Genomic DNA, 21284 nt, shown 5'->3' with positions numbered 1-21284 from the left:
AGTCGCCGGAGAAACCTCGGGAGTATCCGCGGCGCCGGGCCGGTCCGAGTCGTCCAGCCGGACGATAACCATCGGGCCGGCTTTCCGTATGAATAATCGCATGTTTTGAGATTTCCAAACGAGGGGGGGCCATGCTCAGAGACATCATCCGAAAAGAAATCCTGGACAACATCACCAGCCCGAAGTTCGTTTTCACCTTCCTGCTCTGCACAATTCTCATCCTGCTCTCGGTTTACACGGGAGTGACCAACTTTGCGGCGGAGCGCAAGGAGTACACGGCGGCGCTGGCTCTCAACAAGAAGAATCTGGAGAGCCAGCCGAACTATAACTCCCTGGCGGGTATCGGGGTCAAAATCAACAAGCCGCCGCAGGTGCTGGGGACGATCGTCAACGGCATCGAGGAAGCCGTCGGCCGGGTCGCGCCGGTCAACATCGCCGCAGATCCCAATCTGATCGATTCCAAGTACAGCAGCAATCCGGTCTTCGCCGTCTTCGGACCGCTGGACCTGATGTTCATCGTCAAGATCGTCCTCAGCCTGTTCGCCATCCTCTTCACCTACGACGCCATCGTCGGCGAGAAGGAGCGGGGAACTCTGAAACTGGCCCTGTCGAACGATGTGCCGCGGGACCGCCTGATACTGGGCAAGGCCATCGGCGGCTATATCAGTCTGCTCATCCCCCTTCTGATCCCGCTCATCATGAGCCTGCTCATCCTGCTGATCGCCCCCAACATCCACCTTGGAGGGGGGGACTGGATCCGGCTCCTGCTCATCTTTCTGATGTTTTTCCTCTACCTGTCGGTCTTCTTCAGCCTCGGCCTATTCGTCTCGGCCCGGACCAGCCGGTCCTCGACAAGCTTCCTGGTTCTCCTTTTCGCCTGGGTGGTTATCGTCATGGTTATTCCCAAGGCGGCGGTCATCACCGCCGGGCAGGTCCGGCCCATCCCCTCGGTCCACGAGGTTACAGCCAAGAAGGACGCCTTCCTTCAGCAGATCCAGCAGGAAGGCCAGAAGACGGCCCGGGAGTGGGTCCAACAGAACAAGGCCGACGCGGACAAGGACCCCAAGGGCTTCCAGGAACGGTTCCGAAGTTACATCGAGGCCTATCAACAGGAACTGACCGATAGGATCGACGCCAACAATGTGGCCATCGAGAGGGATTATCAGTTGAAAAAAAGCGTCCAGCAGAACCTGGCCGTCAACCTGTCCCGAATCTCGCCGGCCTCGGCCCTGACCTTCGGCTCCATGACCCTGGCCAGGACGGGGATCGACGAGTACGACCGGTTCCTGGCCTCAGTTCGGGCCTTCAAACCCATCTACACGAAGTGGATCAACTCCAAGATGGGGGAAAGCATCAACTTCCAGACGGGGGAACTGGCCGCCATCTCGATTGAAGATATGCCCCGGCATGTGCTCGAACCGGAGGGGCTGACCCAATCGCTTGTCAGGACGCTTCCCGATTTCGTCCTGATGTTCGTCATGATCATGATCTTTTTCGTCGGAGCCTACGTGTCGTTCCTCCGATACGACGTCCGCTGAGGAGTGCCGCCATGCTCGAAACCATCAACCTGACAAAACGCTATGAAGACGGAATGCTGGCCCTGGACTCGCTGAACCTGAAGGTCGAGCCGGGAGAGATCTTCTGCATGTTCGGGGCCAATGGAGCCGGGAAGACGACGACCATCAACCTGTTCCTCGGGTTCATCCCCCCGACATCGGGGACGGTCCTTATCGAGGACATCGATGTTCACAAAGATCCCCTGCGGGCCAAGCGGCACGTTTCCTTCGTCTCCGAGAACGTCATGCTCTACGGCAACTTTACGGCGATCCAGAATCTGGACTACTTCAGCCGCCTGGCCGGAAAGAGGACCCTGGCCAAGTCCGATTACGCCGATGTCCTCGGGCGCGTCGGTCTCCAGAAAGAGGCCTTCGACCGACGGGTCAAAAATTTCTCGAAAGGCATGCGCCAGAAGCTGGGCATCGCCATCGCCTTGGTCAAGGACGCACCGAACGTCCTGCTCGACGAGCCGACCTCCGGCCTCGATCCCCAGTCGGGTCGGGAGTTTCTCGAGATTCTCCTTCAAATGCGCGACCGGGGGAAGTCCGTGTTCATGTCCACCCACGATATCTTCCGGGCCAAGCTCATCGCCGACCGTGTCGGTTTCATGCGAAAGGGGCGGCTGGTGATGCTGAAAACCGCCAAGGATCTGGAGGGGGCGGACCTGACCGACCTCTATATCCAGTACATGGAGGAGCAGCCGGCGCAGGCCGGGACATCGGTCTTCGGCTGATGTCCCGGGTCCTCCCGTTCTCGCGCGGGTTAGAATCCCGTGCTGCGACCAAGAGGGCATACCCCCTTGGGTTCCCCGACACCCGGCTCCCCGCGGTGAGCCGCGGGGTTATTCCGCCAGGCGTCAAGCTCGCTGGGAAACCGCGTTTCGACAGTCCCCGTTCGGCCGGATGGCCAAGGCAAAATCGTAAGACGTTGATTTATGACGGCCAGCGGATGTCGAGCGCCGTCATTTTGTTGAACAGGGTCTTGCGGCTCACACCCAGAATCCGGGCCGCCCGGGTTCGGTTTCCGCCTGCTTGGCGAAGAGCCTCAAGGATGAGATCTCTTTCGGTCCGGGCGGCGGCTCGCTGCGATTCCTCTTTCATGGATGCGGGAGGAGCGGCGGCGGGATCCCGGGATGCCGGAACGAATCCTCCGGTCCGGATCCTGGCCGGAAGAGCCGCCTCGTCCACCCATTCGCCTTCGGACATGACCAGGGCTTCGTAGACGACATTCTCGAGTTCGCGGACATTCCCCGGCCAGGCGTAGGAGATCAGACGGGCCAGGGCGCCGGATGTGAACCCCGCGAAGGTTTTGCCGAGTTCTCCGGAATATTTCCGGACAAAGTGATCGACCAGCGGGGGGATGTCATCGACTCTCTCCCTCAACGGCGGAAGACGGAGGGACAGGACGGCCAGCCGGAAATAGAGGTCCTCCCGAAAGCTTCCCTTGCGGACTTCCTCTTCGAGGTTCTTGTTCGTCGCCGCGATGACGCGCACGTCCACCGGAACGGTCTGCGTCCCGCCGATCCGGATGATCTCCCTTTCGCCGAGAGCCCGCAGGAGTTTGACCTGGGCTTCCTGGGAGAGTTCGCCGACCTCATCGAGAAAAATTGTTCCCGTGTGGGCCAGTTCGAATTTGCCGATCTTGTCGGCCCGGGCATCCGTGAAGGCGCCTTTGACATGGCCGAAGAATTCCGACTCGATGAGGTCGCGGGGCACGGCGCCGCAGTTGACGACGACGAACGGCCCGTCCCGGCGCGGCCCGGCGAAATGGACGGCCCGGGCCGCAAGTTCCTTGCCCGTGCCGCTTTCACCCGTGATCAGGACCGTCCCGTCGACCCGGCTGATCTTTTCCATGAGCTGGAAAACCGAATTCATACGTCCCGATGTCCCGACGATGTTCGAAAACCGGAAGCGGGAAGACAATTCCGAACGAAGAGTTTCAACTTGATGTCTGAGATTTCGGATCTCGAGAATGCGCGAGATGTTGAGCATGAGTTCTTCGTTGTCGACGGGTTTTTCCAGGTAGGCGTAAGCGCCGAGTTTGACGGCCTCGACGGCGTTCCGGATGTTGCCGAAGGCCGTGATGATGATGATTTCGGCGGGAGGCCGGATCTCCCGGAGTCCGGCCAGGACATCGAGCCCGGACATATCGGGAAGATTCATGTCGAGAAGGACGACGTCGGGTTCGAAGAGACGGGTTTTCTCAATGCCGCTCCGGCCGTCCCCGGCCGTTTCCACCTCGAAACCGTGGTCACCGAGCAGGATCGGGAAGACCTCCCGGATGCTCTTCTCGTCGTCGATGATCAGAATGCGTTCATTCATGGCTTCCTCCCGCTCGGCGACGGCAATGTGATAAGGGCCGTCGTCCCCTCTCCGGGACGGCTGAAAAATTCGATCTCTCCTCCATGCGCCTTGACGATCGTATAGCAGATCGAAAGCCCCAGCCCCGTTCCGCCCTTTTTGGTCGTGAAAAAGGGATCGAAAATTTTTTCGAGATCCACTTCGGAAATTCCCGGCCCCGTATCGGAAACCCGGACCCGGATCCGTCCTTCTCCAAGCCGAGTGATCTCGACCGAAAGCGTTCCGCCGGTCTCCATGGCTTGAACGGCGTTGAGAAACACATTCAGGAAGAGCTGCTTGATCTGGGACTTGTCGGCCGCGACGATGACGGGGGAAGGCGGGAAAACGGTCCGGATGTCCACCTGCCGGGTTCGGGCCTGGATGGAAATGAGGGCCACGCTTTCTTCGAGCAGCGCCGCGATGTCGCAAGCCTCCTTTGTGATCATGGACGGCCTGGAGAAAGAGAGAAGCGCGACCAGGATCTCATCGATCCGGTCGGTCTCTCTGAGGGCGACGCCGAGAAGCTTCCTCTCGGTCTCTTCGCGGCAACGGGTCTCCAGGTACTGGAGAGAGGATTTGATGGACGTCAGAGGGTTGCGGATTTCGTGGGCGGCCCCGGCGGCCAGTTCGCCGATCGTGGCCAGCCGGTCGGCCCGCAACATGCGCCGGACGCGTTCCCGCTGTTCCTTATAGAGAAGGGCGTTTTCGAGGGCGATGCCGGCCTGGGGCATGACGGCCTCGATGAATGAGATCTCCTGCCCGGAAAATCCAATTTTCGATTTACCGGATCCGACACAGAGAACCCCGATCAGCCGATTCATGGACAGGATCGGGAAGCAGAACGCGAGGTCAAGCCTGCCGATGACCTCCTTGTCTTTATCCTCCAAATACCCGAAGACCCCGGCTTGACGCCCGATATCGAGATGTGCCCTGTTGACCTTGAGCCACTTGACAAGTTTATCCTGACCCGACAGGGTCAGGCCCTTGAGATGATCGGCATCATATCCGGATGCGGCGCCGACCCGGAACAACCCGAGGTCGCCGTCATAAATAAACAGAACCAGGCGATCCCAGGCAACGGCTTCCTTGATCGTGCCCAGCATGTTCCGGGCGATGAGGTCGAAATCCTCGATGAGATTGAGACTCTCCGTGAAATCGCGGAATACGGTCTTTGCGGGAACGGCCGGGCGTTTCCGGCTCCCGAGAAAACCGCGGATCCTGCGCAACACACTCGTCATGATGCTGACTCCTGAATCAAGAGGATACCCCAAACCCCAACGAAAGTAAAAAGCGGGAAAACGGGGAAAATGGGTAACGGCTTTCCCGGTCTTGGGTAACCGTAGTGACGCATGATGCCGAGTTTGCTCTGCATTCTTGCTGCGAATTCATCCTAATGCAAAAACCGGGCCTTTATGAGCGTTTCAATCCCTCCGTTGATCCCCAAGAAAGACTCCGTTGACGGCATTTTTAATTCCGGTCTCGCGAAAAGCGGAGATTTGGCACCGCGTTTGCATTATTCTAAGCGAACGAATGGAGATGCCATATGAAAATCCTTAAATATTTCGTGATCCTCATCACGGTTCTCATCCTCGGGTTCATGCTGTTCGCACAATCGCAGGAATCCCAGTCTCTGAAACTGCTGAGACTGAAAAGCTCGCAACTGCAGCTCGAGCAGAAAAAGGGCGATTTCGACAGGGCGCTCAGCATGAAGGAATCGGGACTGATCTCGGAGGCGGAATTCTCCCTGACGCGGACCTACTACCTCCAGGCCCAGGTCGACTACCAGCAAGCCCTCATCAGTTTCATGGGAAGCGAGGCCCGCATCTCGGTGGCCGGCGCGGTTAAGTTCCAGGACCGGTCCGGCAGGAAATTCGTCCGGGTCGCGCTCCGCTATTCGTCCAAGGAACTCAAGGAACTGGCCAACCTGAATATCAGCGCTGAGGACCTGTTTCCGCTCGACTTCATGAAGGAGATCAAGGACGTCCATGTCTCGCTTCTCTCGGAGGGCAAGATCATCTCCGACCCGTACGAGAAGACGATCGCCTCGATGCCGCTTGAAACGGAGCGGGACGCGACGTTCGGCCTCCTCCGCGACGTCGAGAATCTGGATATCAGTGTCGCCTACTCCGGCAAGACGGAGGTCACCTCGGTCTACCTCCAGAAGGGCGTCAGCGCCAATCTCGTGACCATCAACTCACCCCAGTTCTCCCAGGAAGCGGACCTCGAAAGCACGGCGACCTACGACCTGTCGCTCGAAAAGTTCAGCGGCGAAGCCAACGTCTTCAAGCTCGAAGCCGTCAACCTGCCGCCCCAGCTCACCCACGAGTTCTCGGATCCGCGGACGGGGGCAAGGCTGTCGCAGATCATGTTCAGCGAAGGGGTGACCAGCCTGAACCTGGCCCTGAAGTTGTTTCTGCCCAAAAACCCGGACAGCCGGGTCGTACTCGATAAGCCCCTCGAGTTCCACGTCCTGGCGCTCGACAATGAGCAGACCCTGGCGCTCCGCGAGATCCAGGCCCGCGACGGCGGTGGATTCGTGACCGATGAGGAGATCGAGAGCCTGAAATCGGGAGGCGCCAAGCTCGAGATCATTCCCCGCGGCGTGCCCCGGGTCGAGGTCCAGGCTTTGAATCTCTACCACGAGATCAAGGTCGGGGAGACCGTGGACATGGACGTCACCATCAAGAACACGGGAACCCGCACGCTCAACAACGTGCGCGTGTTCTGCGACCTGCCGCTCAACTGGCGGGCGGAAATCGTTCCCGACCTCATCCCGGTTCTCGAACAAAACAAGGACGAGGTCGTCCGGATCCGGTTCGTCCCGCCCGCGGACGTCTCTGTCGGCGATTACGAACCCAAGATCCGGACCGATTCCATCGCCGACAACCGGAGGGTGGAATCCCTCGACAAGATCGTCCGCATCCATCTCGGTTCGAAGACGAACGTTCTCGGCATCGGGGCCCTGGTTCTTCTTCTTGTGGGCCTGCTCGTCGGCATCGTCGTCTTCGGCATCAAGCTGACGCGAAGATAATGAGGAGAACATCATGACCGATCGACAGCCTATCCTGAAGGCCGATGACCTGTCCAAGCGTTACGAGGACGGCGTTCTGGCCCTGAATCATCTGAACCTGGAAGTCCGTCCGGGGGAACTCTACTGCCTGCTCGGGGCCAACGGTGCAGGAAAGACGACGACCATTAATCTGTTTCTGAACTTCATCCCGCCGACGACCGGGACATGTTTCATCAATGGAATCGACGTCACCAGGGATCCGCTCGAGGCCAAGAAATTCGTGGCCTTCGTTTCCGAGAACGTCATGCTATACGGCAACTTCACGGCCCGCCAGAACCTCGACTTCTTCGCCAAACTCGGCGGTAAGACCGGCCTGGCGAAAGAAGACTACGACCGGGTCATGCGCCGGGTCTCTCTCCAGGAGAAGGCCTTCACCCAGCGGGTCAAGACCTTCTCCAAGGGCATGCGGCAGAAGCTGGGCATTTCCATCGCCATCATCAAGGACGCCCCGGCCGTTTTGCTGGATGAGCCGACCTCGGGCCTCGATCCCAAAGCGGCCGAAGAGTTTCTCGAGATCATGACCGAGCTCAAAAATGAGGGCAAGTCCATTCTGATGTCGACCCATGACATTTTCAGGGCCAAGGAGATCGGCGATCGGGTCGGGATCATGAAGGAAGGCCGCCTGGTCATGGAGCGGACCCGGGAGGAGCTCCAGTACGAGGACCTCGTCAAGATCTACATCGACTACATGAAGTCCGAGCCGCCGGCTTTATCATGAAGGTCCGACCATGATCAGCGCCGTTATCAAGAAAGAAATTCTCTCGAACCTTCTGAGCTATAAATTCTACGTCGTCATCCTGCTAACGGCCGTCCTGGTCGTGACGAGTTTTTTCGTCATGGCCCGGGATTACAAGGAGCGGCTGGCCGACTACAGCCTTATCCGGCCAAAGCCCGGAGAGCCCATCGCCGTCAATCCACCCAATCCTCTGTCGATCTTTGCCAAGGGCCTGGACGAAGCCATGGCCCGGTCCTTCGAGGTCAGCATTATCGGTATCCATGTCCGATCCGGTCAGAAATCGGGCAACGCCGTCTTCGCCTTCTTCCCGGCCCCCGATTTCCTTTATATCGTCCGGGTCATCCTCTCGCTCGTCGCCCTCCTCTTCGGTTTCGACCAGGTTAGCCGGGAAAAAGAAGCCGGCACGCTGCGCCTGATGCTGGCCAACCCGGCTTCGAGGGGCGGGATCCTGGCCGGGAAATGGCTCGGCAATTTCCTGACCTTGGCCATCCCATTTTTCCTGGTGACAATGCTCGGCACAGCCGTGGTCAATCTCGATCCGGCCATCCGCCTGTCCGCGGACCAGGCCCTGCGACTGGGCCTCATTCTTATTCTGACCCTCTTCTACATTGCCTTTTTCCTGAGTCTGGGGATCCTCGTCTCGACATTGACCCGGCGGGCTTCGAGCTCCCTCGTCATTCTGCTCTTCATCTGGGCCCTCCTCGTCTTCATTCTGCCGAACCTGGGAACGCTTATCGCGCGTCAGGCGGTTGAAGTGCCGTCGGTCCGGGCGCTGAGCGAAAAGCGCAGCCAAATCTGGACCCGGGAAATTCTCCTCCTCACCCGGGACGTAGGCGATCGGGCCTCGCACATCAAGGCCATCAGCGCCGAGAACGACGCGATCGAGGCGGACTACAGGATCAGGTTCGACCGACTGGTCGAACTGGCCAGGACCATCAATCGCATCTCTCCCGTGGCCGGTTTCATCTACGCGGCGACCGAGATCGCCGGGACGGGCGTCGGCGAGGAAGGAGCATTCAAGAACGAGGTCGTCCGCTATAAGAACAGCCTGCTCGACCGGACGCTCGCCTCGCCGGATTCGGGGATGGCGGACCATCCGGCTTTTCGCTACACATACCGGCCGCTTGACCGTATTCTGACCGGAGGAGCGCTCTTCGACGCAGCCTGGCTGATCGTTTTCAACATCCTCTTTTTCGCCCTGAGCCATACGGCCTTCGTAAGATATGACGTCCGCTGAAGCCCCCATGGAGAAATCATGATGACAACGCTCGTCAAGAAAGAGATTCTGGCCAACATCCTGTCGTTTCGTTTTGTCGTATCGACGCTCCTTCTTCTGATCGTCATTCCGGCTACGACATTCATCCTGACCAACGATTATCTCAGGCGGGTCGACGACGCATCCCTGCGCCGGGCCGAGATCGAAACCTACATGCGGAACTACGCCCATTTCAACCGGATCGGCGGCATCCTGCAGCCCGAGGAGGCGCCCATCCCCTTTCACGCTCTCATCCGCGGACTGTCGGCGGATGCGAACCTCGGGGAGTTCGACAACGATCCTCTTCCGGTCATGTTCCCTCTCATCGACCTTGTCTTCATCGTCACCATCGTCATGAGCCTGACGGCCCTGATCTTCGCCTACGACGCCGTCAGCGGCGAGAAGGAGGACGGCACGTTGAAGCTCATGCTGGCCAACGCCTTGGCCCGGCCCGGAATCATCCTGGCCAAGATCGCTGGAGGCGGGCTGACTCTCCTCATGCCCTTCCTCTTGTCCCTTGTCGTCAGCCTCCTTGTCATTCTGATCCGCCCGGGCATCGCCTGGAAAGGGCAAGACTGGGGTGCATTGGCCATGGTCACTCTGGGGGCGGTTTTCTATGTGATGTTATTCTACAGCCTCGGCGTCTTCATCTCGACGCGCCATCAATCGAGTTCATCCTCGATCATGACTTCGCTTCTCGTTTGGGTCCTGCTTGTTCTCGTCATTCCCAATCTGAGTCCTTATGCGGCATCATTCCTGGCCCCGACGCCGTCCCGGATCCAAGTCGAGAGGGAAGCCGCGCGGCTGGGCGACACGGAGCGTGACAAGCTCGGGCGGAAGCTCCAGGCCGAACGTTTAAGCGGGCTTGTCGCCCGGTATCCGATTCTGGCTGAGCGCTTGTCGGAAAATGAAAAGAAGCGTCTCATGGAACAGGATCCGGCGGCGAGGGAGGCTTTCGCGGCGGCGACCAAGGCAAGCCAGGAAGCCTGGGACGAGGCCAACCGGATCCAAAGCGAGAAGATGGCCGCCGTCAGGAGAGAGGCGGACCTCAAGGAGGAGGCCCAAACCCGGCTGGCCCGAACGATTTCCTTGGCTTCTCCTCTCGCGGTCTTCACTTTTACGGCCACAGATCTGACCTCGACGGGCCTGCGGAACCAGGCTCATTTCAGCAGGCTGAGCCGTCTCTGGGGGGAGGATTTCGGCAACTATGTAAGGAAAAGGGTGGCTGAACTCCAGGCCAAGGACCCGACCGCGGACTGGTGGAACACGGCCGTGGACATGAGCGACCGGCCCCGATTCGAATACCGCGAGGAGGCGCTCAGCGGGCGGGTGAGCGCGGCGCTGCCCGGTCTGGGACTGCTCTTCGGATATGGGCTCATCTTTTTCGCTCTCGCCTACGTTTCGTTTCTCCGCTACGACCCCCGTTGACAAACGAAGACGTTTCGACTAATATACACATGATATTACACATATAGAGAGCCGCCATGAAAAGGACAAATATTTTGCTCACGGAAAGTCAGCATAAGGCCGTCAAGGCCTATGCCAGGAGGGAAGGCAAAACTCTCGGCCACATGGTCCGAGAGGCCCTGGATCTGGCCTACAAAAAAAAAGATCCCCTCGAACAGAGGAGAGATACCGCCGTCGCCGCATTCCGGGAGGGATTAATCAGCCTTGGGAAAACCGCGGAAGTGCTGGGCCTCGATCCGGTGACTGCCAGGATTTACTTGAGAGATGCCGGAGTCCCGCTCAACAGTCCGCAAAGTCGTGAAACCGCCGGCGACGCGGAACATGCCTGAAATCGTATTCGACAGCTGCGTCGTTTCCAACTTCGCTCTGTCCGGGGCGCTTCCTGTTCTGGAAAAAATGTACAGAGGAGACGCGATCATTACGGAATTTATATCGGCGGAAATCCTTCGAGGAATCCAGGCCGGTCATACGGCCCTGGCCGGAATTCCGGAAGCTGTTCGGGCCGGGTGGATGAAAGAAACGGGACTGCGGTCGTCCAAAGAAAAAGCTCTCTTTTCGGCATTGTCGATATCGCTGGGTCTGGGGGAAGCATCGAGCATCGCCGTCGCCAAATGCCGCGGTTTCCGTCTGGCCTCCGACGATCGAGTGGCCCGGGCCGAAGCGGGGCGGCTGGCCGTTCTCCTGACCGGAACCGTCGGTATCCTGGTCAAGGCCGTGAGATCCGGTGTCTGTAACACCGGGACAGCCGAAGTCCATCTTAACAAGATGATCGCCGCCGGCTTCTTCTCGCCCGTTCAATCGATTCAAAACATTGTCTAAAATGGTGCCCATCGACCTCGTCAAGAACCTGGTCGCGATCGGCCGCCGGAAGCTCGCCAAAACCTCGTCCCCCAATTTCGAATGAGATGAACCCGCCATTCCGGATATAACTATTCGAATAACCACGCGGTCTTCCGGAGTCTGTTCGTCAAAAAGGGAAAGCCATACGCGATCGAGCCTGACGAGGAGGGATGCGAGGTCGTTATACAATTCTCTGTATCCCGGCTGATCGAATAGCCGGACCATTCCGGACGGCGTGTTTCGGTCGGTTTTGACAGGCCGCAGGCGTTCCTGTATCCTGAGCGGGAAGATGCAAAAGCCCCGCAACCCGTTCCCGACCGTCGACATCATCATCGAGGTCATGCGCAACGGCCGTAAAACCGGGATCGTGCTTATCAAAAGGAAGAACCCGCCTTACGGCTGGGCTCTTCCCGGGGGATTCGTCGATACCGGCGAATCCCTGGAGGCGGCGGCGGCCCGCGAAGCCCTCGAGGAGACTTCGCTGGCCGTCGACCTCGTCCGTCAGTTTCACACCTACTCGGATCCGAGGCGCGACCCCCGGTTTCACACGATCTCCACGGTTTATATCGCCCGGGCCGAAGGCCGTCCCGTCGCCCGCGACGACGCCCGGGAAGCGGGGGTTTTCACGAAAACCGGCCTGCCTCCCCGCCTGGCCTTCGACCACGGCCGCATCCTCGACGAATATTTCGCCGGGAAAGGACGACGACCATGTGCGACAACACGGACAATAAAAACCAAAAACCCGCCCCCGACTCCGGAATCGAGCTCAGGGAAGTCCGCAAGGTCTGGGGCCCGTCGGAAGCGGACATAATCAAGGCCTTTCTCGAAAGCCACGGCATCTCCAGCCTGCAGCGCGGACGCGTGGTTCAGTCCGTCCATCCCTTCACCGCTGACGGTTTGGGAGAAATCCGGGTCTTTGTCGGCGATAAGGACTATGATCGGGCCATGGAGCTTCTCAACGAACTTCCCAATTTGGAAGAAGACCCCGACTAGCCCCGCATCCACCGCCGGGAACCCCCGGATCTCATTTTTCTCGTCAGCCTCAATCAACAACCTCAGATGTCGATTTGCAACCATCCGGACCTCCTTGATCGTGTCCGGATAGTTGATCCGTTCCAGCGTTCACCGGGAATTCTATTTCAAAATCCCCGCTGATCAGGACGTGAAATCCAGGAATTCTTCGCTTTTTTTAGTAAAAAAATGGGTAATAATCGCTTGACTTTCGGTATTTTATAACCTATATTTATGTCAAAACGGGATGAAACGGGACGAATCGGGAAGTTTGGCCATGAACAACACTTTGATGGGCAGCTATTCGGCCCGGCTCGACGCCAGCGGAAGAATCAAGATTCCGGAGAAATTCCGCGAGACGATCGAGGCCGGTTACGGCCGGGATCTGTTCATCACGTCCCTCAGGGACGAATCCATCCAGATCTATCCCCTGGCCGTCTGGCTGGAGATGACCGGGATGGCATCCGAGGGCGGCGCCCACCTGCGGCCCGATGTCAGGAAATTCCTTCTTCGCGTCAACCGCAAGGGCAGCCGCTACGAGATCGACTCCAAGGGGCGCGTTCTGATCAGCCCTGTCCTGAGGGAAAAAGCCGGGTTGAAGGACGAGGTCGAAGTCATCGGTCTGTCCAACCACCTCGAAGTCTGGAACAAGGACAGCCTCGACAGGATTCTCGAGGACACGCCTTTGTCCGATGAGGAGTTCGAAAACATCGCCCGTCTCATCCCTCGAGGAAAACTGGAATGACCACCCATGGGCATATCCCCGTTCTTCTCGATGAAGTCCTGGACATCCTTGATGCCGCCCAGCCCGGATTGTATATCGACGGAACCCTGGGCGCGGCCGGCCACGCCTTCGAAATCCTGAAGAAAAACCCCGGCGCTTCGCTCATCGGCCTGGACCGGGATGAAACATCCCTCCGCGCCGCCTCCGAGCGTCTCGAATCCTTTGCCGACAGAATCGTCCTCTACAACGCCGACTTCCGCCAGCTTCCCGATCTGGATATCGATTTTGCCTCCGTCAAGGGGTATCTCTTCGATCTGGGAATCTCCTCCCGGCAGCTCGACGATCCGGTCCGGGGATTCAGCCACTCCCTGGAAGGGCCCCTCGACATGCGCATGGACGCCCGGGAGAAAACCACGGCTTTCAAAATTCTGGACACATCCAGCGAATCCCGTCTGGCCGAGATCTTCCGGAATTATGGAGAGCTCAACCAGGCCAGAAAACTGGCCCGGGAAATCGCCGGGCGGCGTAAATTCCGGAAATTCGAAACGACGACCCAACTCCGCCTTCTCGTCGAGGAGGTCTGCCGGTGGCATCCGCAAAAAGGCCGGATCCATCCCGCCGCAAAGGTCTTTCAGGCTCTTCGAATCGAAGTCAACCGGGAACTCGAAGGCCTTTCGGAATTTTTGGACGAACTCTTCGATCTCATGGCCCCGGGCGCCCGAATCGCCGTGATCTCTTTTCACTCCCTCGAAGACCGCATCGCCAAACGGGCTTTCCTGGGTGCATCCTCCGGGGAAAATGCGCCGCCGCGCCTGAAAATTCTCACCCGCAAACCGGTGACCCCCTCCAAGGAGGAGGTCTCCCGCAATCCCCGATCCCGATCGGCGAAAATGCGGGCGGCCGAAAGGATCTGACGTGGTCCGCCAATCGATGAATTGGAGCAACCTCGCCCTCACCACCGGAGCGATCCTGGTCGTCCTCGGCCTGTTGACGTTTTATATCTGGCATCAAACCGAATCCATCCGCATGGGATATCAAATCGGCGATATCGAAGCCCGAAACGCCGCCCTCCGGGAAGAGATCCGAAAACTCGAAACCCGCAAAGAGCAGCTTCTTTCGCTCGAAACCATCGATCGGATCGCCCGGGAAAAACTCGGCCTGTCCGACCCGCGCCGGGAACAGGTTGTCTACGAGATTCCACCGCAAGGGATGAAAGTCGAAATCCCATGAGAACCTATTACGGCAGCCTTGTCAGGAAACGGGCCAAAGTCACCGTTGCGCTGTTCGCCTTGTGGTTCATCGTAATTCTGATCCGGCTTGTTCAGCTCCAGGTTCTCGAACATCCCCGCCTCAAATCCGAAGTTCTCGATCAGAACAGAAACAGAATCACTCTCCAACCCCAACGGGGACGCATTCTCGACCGGAACGGGACGGTCCTCGCCGTCAGCCTTCCGGTTCAGTCCGTCTTCTACAGTCCCCACGGCTCCGTCGCTCCCGCGGAGATGAGGGGAACTCTCGATCGCCTGGGAGAAGTCCTGAACCTGTCCGAGAGGGAAAAAGCCGCCCTCCTCCAAAGAGTCGCGGACGGCCATCCCTTCTCCTGGATCAAGAGAAAGATCGATGATGACACGGCGGCCCGGGTTTCGGCCCTTGCGCTGAAAGGTGTCTATCTCCAGGAGGAGCGGGAGCGCTTCTATCCCCAGGGACATCTGGCGGCTCATGTCCTTGGGGGCGTGGATATCGACGGAAACGGCCAGGCCGGTATCGAATATCAGTACAACGACATCCTTCGCGGCGAGACAGGAGAACGCCTGATCCTCCGGGACGCCAAGCGCCGGGGTTACCATATTGAGACCATCCGTCAGGCCCTTCCGGGCCGCGACATTACGCTGACGCTCGATGCCGCCATCCAATACTACGCGGAAACCGAGCTCGGAAAAGCCGTTTTCGAACACGGTGCGGAATGGGGGACGGTCATTCTTTCGGATCCCTATACAGGCGACATCCTGGCCATGGCCAACACGCCAACCTACGACCCCAACCGATTCCCCCCTCAAGGCGGCGCCGGTATCAACCGGGCCGTCAGATATCTCTTCGAACCGGGTTCGACATTCAAGATCGTGTCCGCCGCCGCGGCGCTGGAGGATCATGTCCTTGAGCCGCACGAGCTTTTCGATTGCCGGTCCGGATCGATCAGCATCGGCGGAACGACCATTCGCGATCACAAGACGTTCGGAGTTTTGAGCTTTCCGGAAGTCTTGATTCATTCCTCAAACGTTGGGACGGCCCTGTTCGGCCGCCGGGTCGGGGAGAACCGCCTGTATCAGACCATTCGGGATTTCGGTTTCGGCGAAAAGACCCGGAGCGGTCTGCCGGCCGAGGAGGCCGGGATCTGCCGCACTCCGGACAAATGGCATATCTCCTCGCTGTCCTATCTCTCCATCGGATATGAGATCTCCGTCACTGCCCTGCAGGTTCTTCAGGCCATGAACGTTTTCGCAACCGGGGGCTATCTCGTCCGTCCGCGGGTTGTCAGGACTTTCGGAGATCCGGATCTTGACGCCGGCCTCGTTCCCCCGCCTGTCAAGGTCATTTCCGCGGAAACCGCTTCCACTTTGACGGACATTTGGATCAGAGCAGTGGCCGAAGGGACGGGACGCCCGGCCCGGCTGTCCGGCTTCTCGGTCGCCGGGAAAACCGGAACGGCCCAGATCTTCGATCCGGAAAAGCGGACCTATCGATCGTCCCGGCACCGGGCCTCCTTTGTCGGATTTGTGCCCGCCGAAGACCCGATTTTTTCCATGGTCGTCGTCATCTCCGAACCCAAGGGAGATCTCCGCTATGGCGGTCAGGTGGCTGCACCCGTTTTCCGGGATATCGCCGTCCGCGTCCTCCGCCATCTCCGCATTGCGCCACACCCCGACCCCCATCCCGGACTGATCTCCGTTTCCCTGCAAAGCGAGAACATCCCATGATCCTGAAAGAGATCCTGAAAGACATTCCCGTCGTATCCTTCTCCGGAGACGACGGCCTGGAAATCCTGGACATCGTCCATTCCTCGAAATCCGTCGTTCCAGGCAGCCTGTTCGTCGCGTTGAAAGGCGAAAAGACGGACGGGATGGATTTCGTCCGGGACGCGGAAAATGGCGGAGCGGCGGCGGTTCTTGCGGACCGGGCGCGGCCCGCGGATGTCCGCCTGGCCTGGATTCAGGTCCCCAACGCCCGCCGGGCGATGGGCGAGATCTCCGCAGTCTTTTTCGGGCGGCCCTCCGACGCCCTCACGGTCATCGGCATCACGGGAACGAAGGGAAAAACGACCACCGCCTATCTTTTGGAATCCATTTTCAAAACCGCGGGTTTCGTTCCGGGCGTCATCGGGACGATCGAATACCGCGGTCCCGGAATCCGGATCGAGGCGGCCCGGACGACCCCTGAGGCCCCCGACCTCCAGAGAATGATGGCGGACATGCAACGCAACGGCGCCACGCATGTCATCATGGAGGTGTCGTCCCACGCTTTGGAACAGGATCGGGTCCACGGCACCCACTTCGATGTCGCCCTGTTCACGAACCTCAGCGGCGAACATATGGATTATCACGGTTCCATGGAAAATTACTTCGAATCCAAAAAGAAGTTGTTTTTCCTCAACCACAAGCGCAAGGCCTCCGTCGTCAACATCGATGATCCTTGGGGCAGGAAGCTTTTCGCCGAGCTTCCCATGCGGGCCTTCGGCTACGGCCTCGGTCACGAAGCCGTCGTCCGAGCCGAAAACTTCCAGCACACGCCCAAGGGTCTGGAAGTCAAACTCGTGTTCCCCGGCGGGCGTAAGGTCCTGTCCTCGTCGCTGGTCGGCCGGCACAACGTCCAGAACATCCTGGCGGCCGCCGGGGCGGCGCTGGCTTTGGAGATTCCGAGTGAAGCCGTCGCCGCGGGGATCGCGGCTCTGCCCGGAGTTCCGGGACGGTTCGAAGCCGTGCCCAACTCCCGCGGATTGCACATCGTGGTCGACTACGCCCACACCGACAGCGCCCTGCGCCATGCCCTGGAAACAGCCCGCGATTTCCGCCCGAAACGGCTCATCGCGGTATTCGGCGCCGGAGGAAATCGGGACAAAAGCAAGCGACCCCGGATGGGCGCCGTGGCCGCGGCCCTGGCCGACCTGTCGATCATCACATCGGATAACCCCCGCCGGGAAGACCCGGCGGCCATCATCGCCGACATCGAAGCCGGTTTCAAAGAAGAAGCCGGATCCGGATATGAAATCGTTGTCGACAGAAAAGAGGCCATTCGGCGAGCGCTGTCTCTCGCCCGTCCGGACGATTTTGTCATTGTGGCCGGGAAAGGCCACGAAAACACCCAAACCATTGGAGATCGGGTTCTGCCGTTCAGCGACGTCGACGTCATCGCAGAAATTCTCGCGGAGGAGACGTCCTGAATATGGCCGCGCTTCGACTCGACACCGCCGCCGAGTACTCGGGGGGCCGGATCCTTTCCGGACGCCCGGAGACCGTCTTCACGGGATATACAATCGATTCCCGGACGTCCGGGCCGGGCGATCTCTTTTTCGCCCTCCCGGGGCATCGCGACGGCCACGATTTCATTCCGGCCGCCTCGGAACGGGGCGCCCGCGGCGCGATGGTATCCCGGCCGATCTCCCCGCCCCGCAAGGGGTTCGCCCTTCTCGAAGTTCCCGACACGATCCGGGGTCTTCAGGACCTCGCGGCGGCCGTTCTCAACCATCACCCGGTCAAGATCGTCGCCGTCACCGGAAGCGCGGGAAAAACGACAACCAAGGAGTTCGCCGCCGACCTCCTGTCTCCACGCCTGGGCATCCTCAGGTCCGAAGGGAATTTCAACAACCATCTGGGCCTTCCCCTCTCGCTCCTCGGGCTGGATGAAAACCACGAGGTCGCCGTTCTGGAAATGGGCATGAGCGCCTCAGGAGAAATTCTGGCACTGACGCGGATCGCGCCACCCGACATCGCCGTCATCACCAACGTCCTCCCCGTTCATCTCCAATATTTCGACGGCATCGAAGCCATCGCCCGGGCCAAGAAGGAAATTCTCGACGGGGCCAAGCCCGGAGCGACCGCCGTTTTGAACGGCGACGATGAGCTCGTTCTGAGAATGGCGGGCGGATGGCCGGGGGAATGCATTCATTTCGGACTCGGGCCGGGCCACGCCGTCCGGGCTTTCGATATCCGAACCGAAGATGATCGGGGAATGCGTTTCACTCTGGAATATGGCGGCCGCCGGTCCGAAGCTTTTCTTCCCTTCGTCGGCGAGGCTTTCCTCCTCAATGCCCTGGCCGCGGCCGGCATCTGTCTGGCGTTCCGGGTTCCGGCCGATGCCGTCGTTGAAGGCCTGACCCGCCTTAAACCTCACGACCGGCGGGGCGTTTTTCTGGAACTCGAAAACGGCATCCGGGTCTATGACGATTCCTACAACTCCAATCCCGAAGCGTTGGCATCCGTACTTCGCAGTCTCGGCCGTCTCCCCGCCCGGAGAAAAGTGGCCGTTCTCGGAGACATGCTGGAACTGGGGCCCTCCGAGATCGATTTTCACCGCCGGGCCGGAGAAACCGTTTTCCGGGAAGGCTGGGATTTGCTCATCACGGCCGGTCCCCTTGCCGCTCATATGGCCGACGGGGCCGAGGCGGCCGGCATGCCGGGTGACGCCGTCTACGTTTTTCCGGATGCCCGGCAAGCGGCCCAGGCCGCCGGAAACTATCTGGAACCCGGGGATCTCGTCCTCGTCAAAGGGTCCCGGGGTATGGCCATGGACCGAATCGTCGACGCCCTGAAAAAAGACCGAAAGGAGTGACCCGTGCTGTACTGGCTTCTCGTTCCTCTAAAAAGCTCCTTGTCGTTTTTCAACGTCTTCCGGTACATCACCGTCCGGACGGCTCTGGCCGCCCTTACGGCGCTCCTGCTGTGCTTTCTTCTCGGGCCGCCGATGATCAAGCTTCTCAGGAAATTCCAAATCAAACAGGAAATCCGTACGGACGGACCGCCTTCGCATTCCGCCAAAAAGGGCACACCGTCCATGGGCGGAATCCTCATCATTTTCTCCACGCTGGTCTCAACCCTCATCTGGGGAAACCTTTCGAACCTCTATGTCTGGACGGCCATGGGAACGATGTTTTTCTTCGGGCTGATCGGAGGGGCGGACGATGTCCTGAAAATCCGGCGGAGGCAGTCGCTGGGCCTGAAAAGCGGACAGAAAATCAGCCTTCAAATCGCCCTGGCCCTCGGCCTGGGGATCGCTCTTGTTGTTATGGGAAACCGGGGACTGTTCGATCTCCACATGGCCTTTCCTTTTTTCAAAACCTGGGTCCCCTATCTCGGCATTTTCTACCTGCCCTGGATCATGTTCATCCTTGTCGGCGCCTCGAACGCCGTCAATCTGGCGGACGGCCTGGACGGTTTGGCCATCGGCCTGACGCTCATCAGCGCCGGCGCCCTGACCGCGCTGACCTACATCGCCGGTCACGCCCTCTGGTCCCAGTACCTGAACATCCCCATGGTTCCGGCGGCCGCCGAGCTGACCGTCTTCGGCGGCGCGCTGACGGCCGCCTGTCTCGGTTTTCTGTGGTTCAACTGCCATCCGGCGCAAATGTTCATGGGCGACGTCGGCGCGCTCTCTCTCGGCGGATCGCTGGGCATCGTCGCCGTTCTGATCAAGCAGGAATTTCTTCTCTTCGCGGTGGCCGGAGTTTTCATCCTGGAAGCCCTTTCGGTCATCCTGCAGGTGTCCTACTTCAAGTTGTCGGGCGGGCGCCGGATCTTCAAAATGGCGCCGCTCCACCACCACTTCGAGCTCAGCGGCTGGCCGGAGGAAAAGGTCGTCGTCCGCTTCTGGATTCTGGGACTGGTATTCGCCCTGTTCAGTCTGACGACATTGAAATTGAGATGATCATGGACCTGAGGAATAAAGACGCGCTCGTTGTCGGTTTCGGGAAAACCGGGGCCGCCCTGGTGCGTTTTCTCCACCGGCGCGGCGCCCGAGTCTCGGTGACCGAAAAACGAGCGGCCGGCGAACTCGGCAAATCCGCGTCTCGCTGGAAGGACCGGGGCATCCGTTTTGAAACGGGCGGTCATACGGAGGCCTTCCTTCGAGATCGGGACCTGATCCTCCTCAGCCCCGGCGTTCCTCCTCACCCGGCCGTTGCGGCGGCCGGGCGAGCCGGCACACCGATCCTTTCCGAAATCGAACTGGCCGGACGCTTTCTGCGGGGCACAATTGTCGCCGTCACCGGAACGAACGGAAAATCCACGACGGCGACCCTGATCCACAGAATCCTCACGGATGCCGGCCGGAAATCTTACCTGGCCGGGAACATCGGGACACCGCTGATTTCCTTCGTCGAAGCCAGCAGCACCGGCCATGTCTATGTCGTCGAAATCTCGAGCTTTCAGTTGGAACACACCGAGCGGTTCCGCCCCGACACGGCCGTGTTTCTCAACATCTCGGAAAACCACATCGACTGGCACGGCTCCTTCGAGGCCTACTTCGCCGCGAAGAAAAAACTCTTCCGCAACATGTCCGCCCGGGATCACGCCGTTCTCAACAGGGACGATGCCCGGGTTTGGGCCGTGCGCCGGGAGGGTCCCTTTCAGACGGCCGCCTTCAGCCGAAAGGCGCTCCCGACCCGGGGCGTCTTCATCCGCAACGGTTGGATCGTTCTGAACGACGGCGGAGAAAAACCCTTGATTCCGCTGAGCGACATCCGCCTCCCGGGAACCCACAACCATGAGAATGTCATGGCCGCGGCCCTGACCGGACACCTGCTCGGCGTCTCTCCCGGGCGGATGAAGACGACCATCCGGGCCTTCCAGGGACTCGAACACCGGCTGGAGAATGTACTGACCTTCCGGGGCGTCCGTTTTATCAACGATTCCAAGGCCACAACCGTGGACGCCGCGCTCAAAGCCCTGGCCGCCGTCGAAGACCGGGTCATCCTTATTCTGGGAGGCCGCGCCAAGGGAGGGGATTTCCGTCCTCTTCGGCCGGCGGTTCGAAAAAAAGCCGCCCGGGCGGTTCTTGTCGGCGAGGCCGCGGACGCTTTGGAAAACGCCCTGAAAGGCGCCGTTTCTCTGGAACGGGCCTCTTCATTCCGGGATGCGGTGCGGCGGGCCTTCGCCGCGGCGGAACCCGGCCAGGTCGTTCTTCTGGCACCCGCCTGCACAAGCTGGGACATGTTCCGGAGTTTCGAGGAGCGGGGCCGGGTGTTCAAAAACGAAGTGCGGAAAATCGCCCGGATTTTGGAAAGGAAAAAGGTCTGA

General features: G+C 59.6%; 20 protein-coding genes. 18 read left to right on the top strand and 2 right to left on the bottom strand.

The window, feature by feature from the left end; genetic code table 11:
- Positions 1–131: 131 nt before the first annotated feature.
- Together SCM96_07935 and SCM96_07930 are read left to right on the top strand one after the other, a co-directional pair.
- Positions 132–1538: an ABC transporter permease subunit gene (locus SCM96_07935; protein MDW7760553.1), complete on the top strand. Its 1407-nt coding sequence runs from the start codon at positions 132–134 to the stop codon at positions 1536–1538.
- Positions 1539–1549: 11 nt separating this feature from the next.
- Complete coding sequence (locus SCM96_07930; protein ID MDW7760552.1) at positions 1550–2290, top strand: ABC transporter ATP-binding protein; 741 nt, start codon at positions 1550–1552, stop codon at positions 2288–2290.
- A 199-nt stretch (positions 2291–2489) separates the two neighbouring features.
- Here the strand turns inward: SCM96_07930 and SCM96_07925 are convergent, their stop codons facing one another.
- Positions 2490–3878 carry a sigma-54 dependent transcriptional regulator gene (locus SCM96_07925; GenBank protein ID MDW7760551.1) on the bottom strand — a complete coding sequence of 463 codons (1389 nt, stop codon included), beginning with the start codon at positions 3876–3878 and terminating at the stop codon, positions 2490–2492.
- Complete coding sequence (locus SCM96_07920) at positions 3875–5134, bottom strand: ATP-binding protein (GenBank protein MDW7760550.1); 1260 nt, start codon at positions 5132–5134, stop codon at positions 3875–3877. The genes SCM96_07925 and SCM96_07920 overlap by 4 nt, the downstream gene beginning before the upstream one ends.
- Positions 5135–5439: 305 nt before the next feature.
- Here SCM96_07920 and SCM96_07915 point away from each other — a divergent pair, with 305 nt between their 5' ends.
- The 16 genes from SCM96_07915 (at position 5440) to murD (ending at position 21284) form a co-directional block, all read left to right on the top strand.
- Positions 5440–6927 (top strand): NEW3 domain-containing protein, encoded by a 1488-nt coding sequence (locus tag SCM96_07915; protein MDW7760549.1) that lies wholly within the window; start codon positions 5440–5442, stop codon positions 6925–6927.
- Positions 6928–6958: 31 nt separating this feature from the next.
- Positions 6959–7684 (top strand): ABC transporter ATP-binding protein, encoded by a 726-nt coding sequence (locus SCM96_07910; protein ID MDW7760548.1) that lies wholly within the window; start codon positions 6959–6961, stop codon positions 7682–7684.
- 10 nt (positions 7685–7694) lie between these two features.
- Positions 7695–8939 (top strand): ABC transporter permease subunit, encoded by a 1245-nt coding sequence (locus SCM96_07905; protein ID MDW7760547.1) that lies wholly within the window; start codon positions 7695–7697, stop codon positions 8937–8939.
- Between the two features lie 18 nt (positions 8940–8957).
- Positions 8958–10385 (top strand): ABC transporter permease, encoded by a 1428-nt coding sequence (locus tag SCM96_07900; protein ID MDW7760546.1) that lies wholly within the window; start codon positions 8958–8960, stop codon positions 10383–10385.
- Positions 10386–10441: 56 nt separating this feature from the next.
- Positions 10442–10753 (top strand): UPF0175 family protein, encoded by a 312-nt coding sequence (locus SCM96_07895; protein ID MDW7760545.1) that lies wholly within the window; start codon positions 10442–10444, stop codon positions 10751–10753.
- On the top strand, positions 10746–11243 hold the full coding sequence (locus SCM96_07890) for a hypothetical protein (protein ID MDW7760544.1): 498 nt from the start codon (positions 10746–10748) through the stop codon (positions 11241–11243). Before SCM96_07895 ends, SCM96_07890 begins: the two co-directional genes overlap by 8 nt.
- Positions 11244–11553: 310 nt before the next feature.
- The gene (locus tag SCM96_07885; GenBank protein MDW7760543.1) at positions 11554–12075 is read left to right on the top strand and encodes an NUDIX hydrolase; all 522 of its coding nucleotides are present in this window, start codon (positions 11554–11556) and stop codon (positions 12073–12075) included.
- Positions 11973–12257: a DUF2007 domain-containing protein gene (locus SCM96_07880; protein ID MDW7760542.1), complete on the top strand. Its 285-nt coding sequence runs from the start codon at positions 11973–11975 to the stop codon at positions 12255–12257. Before SCM96_07885 ends, SCM96_07880 begins: the two co-directional genes overlap by 103 nt.
- A 295-nt stretch (positions 12258–12552) precedes the next feature.
- On the top strand, positions 12553–13020 hold the full coding sequence (locus SCM96_07875) for a hypothetical protein (GenBank protein MDW7760541.1): 468 nt from the start codon (positions 12553–12555) through the stop codon (positions 13018–13020).
- A complete protein-coding gene (rsmH, locus tag SCM96_07870; GenBank protein ID MDW7760540.1) occupies positions 13017–13913 on the top strand; it encodes a 16S rRNA (cytosine(1402)-N(4))-methyltransferase RsmH in 897 nt (298 codons plus the stop codon). Before SCM96_07875 ends, rsmH begins: the two co-directional genes overlap by 4 nt.
- A 1-nt stretch (position 13914) precedes the next feature.
- Positions 13915–14229: a septum formation initiator family protein gene (locus tag SCM96_07865; GenBank protein MDW7760539.1), complete on the top strand. Its 315-nt coding sequence runs from the start codon at positions 13915–13917 to the stop codon at positions 14227–14229.
- Positions 14226–15974, top strand: coding sequence for a penicillin-binding protein 2 (locus SCM96_07860; protein ID MDW7760538.1), 1749 nt, complete (start codon positions 14226–14228; stop codon positions 15972–15974). The genes SCM96_07865 and SCM96_07860 overlap by 4 nt, the downstream gene beginning before the upstream one ends.
- Positions 15971–17434, top strand: coding sequence for a UDP-N-acetylmuramoyl-L-alanyl-D-glutamate--2,6-diaminopimelate ligase (locus SCM96_07855; GenBank protein MDW7760537.1), 1464 nt, complete (start codon positions 15971–15973; stop codon positions 17432–17434). The genes SCM96_07860 and SCM96_07855 overlap by 4 nt, the downstream gene beginning before the upstream one ends.
- A gap of 2 nt (positions 17435–17436) precedes the next feature.
- Positions 17437–18822 (top strand): UDP-N-acetylmuramoyl-tripeptide--D-alanyl-D-alanine ligase, encoded by a 1386-nt coding sequence (murF, locus tag SCM96_07850; GenBank protein MDW7760536.1) that lies wholly within the window; start codon positions 17437–17439, stop codon positions 18820–18822.
- A gap of 3 nt (positions 18823–18825) precedes the next feature.
- On the top strand, positions 18826–19914 hold the full coding sequence (gene mraY / locus SCM96_07845; GenBank protein ID MDW7760535.1) for a phospho-N-acetylmuramoyl-pentapeptide-transferase: 1089 nt from the start codon (positions 18826–18828) through the stop codon (positions 19912–19914).
- Positions 19915–19916: 2 nt separating this feature from the next.
- A complete protein-coding gene (gene murD / locus SCM96_07840; GenBank protein ID MDW7760534.1) occupies positions 19917–21284 on the top strand; it encodes a UDP-N-acetylmuramoyl-L-alanine--D-glutamate ligase in 1368 nt (455 codons plus the stop codon).

This window comes from Acidobacteriota bacterium (assembly GCA_033549365.1).
Classification (GTDB): domain Bacteria; phylum Acidobacteriota; class Aminicenantia; order Aminicenantales; family Saccharicenantaceae; genus JAWSUF01.
Note: the sequence above shows the minus strand (reverse complement) of the source record. Positions and strands in the feature narration are given on the sequence as shown.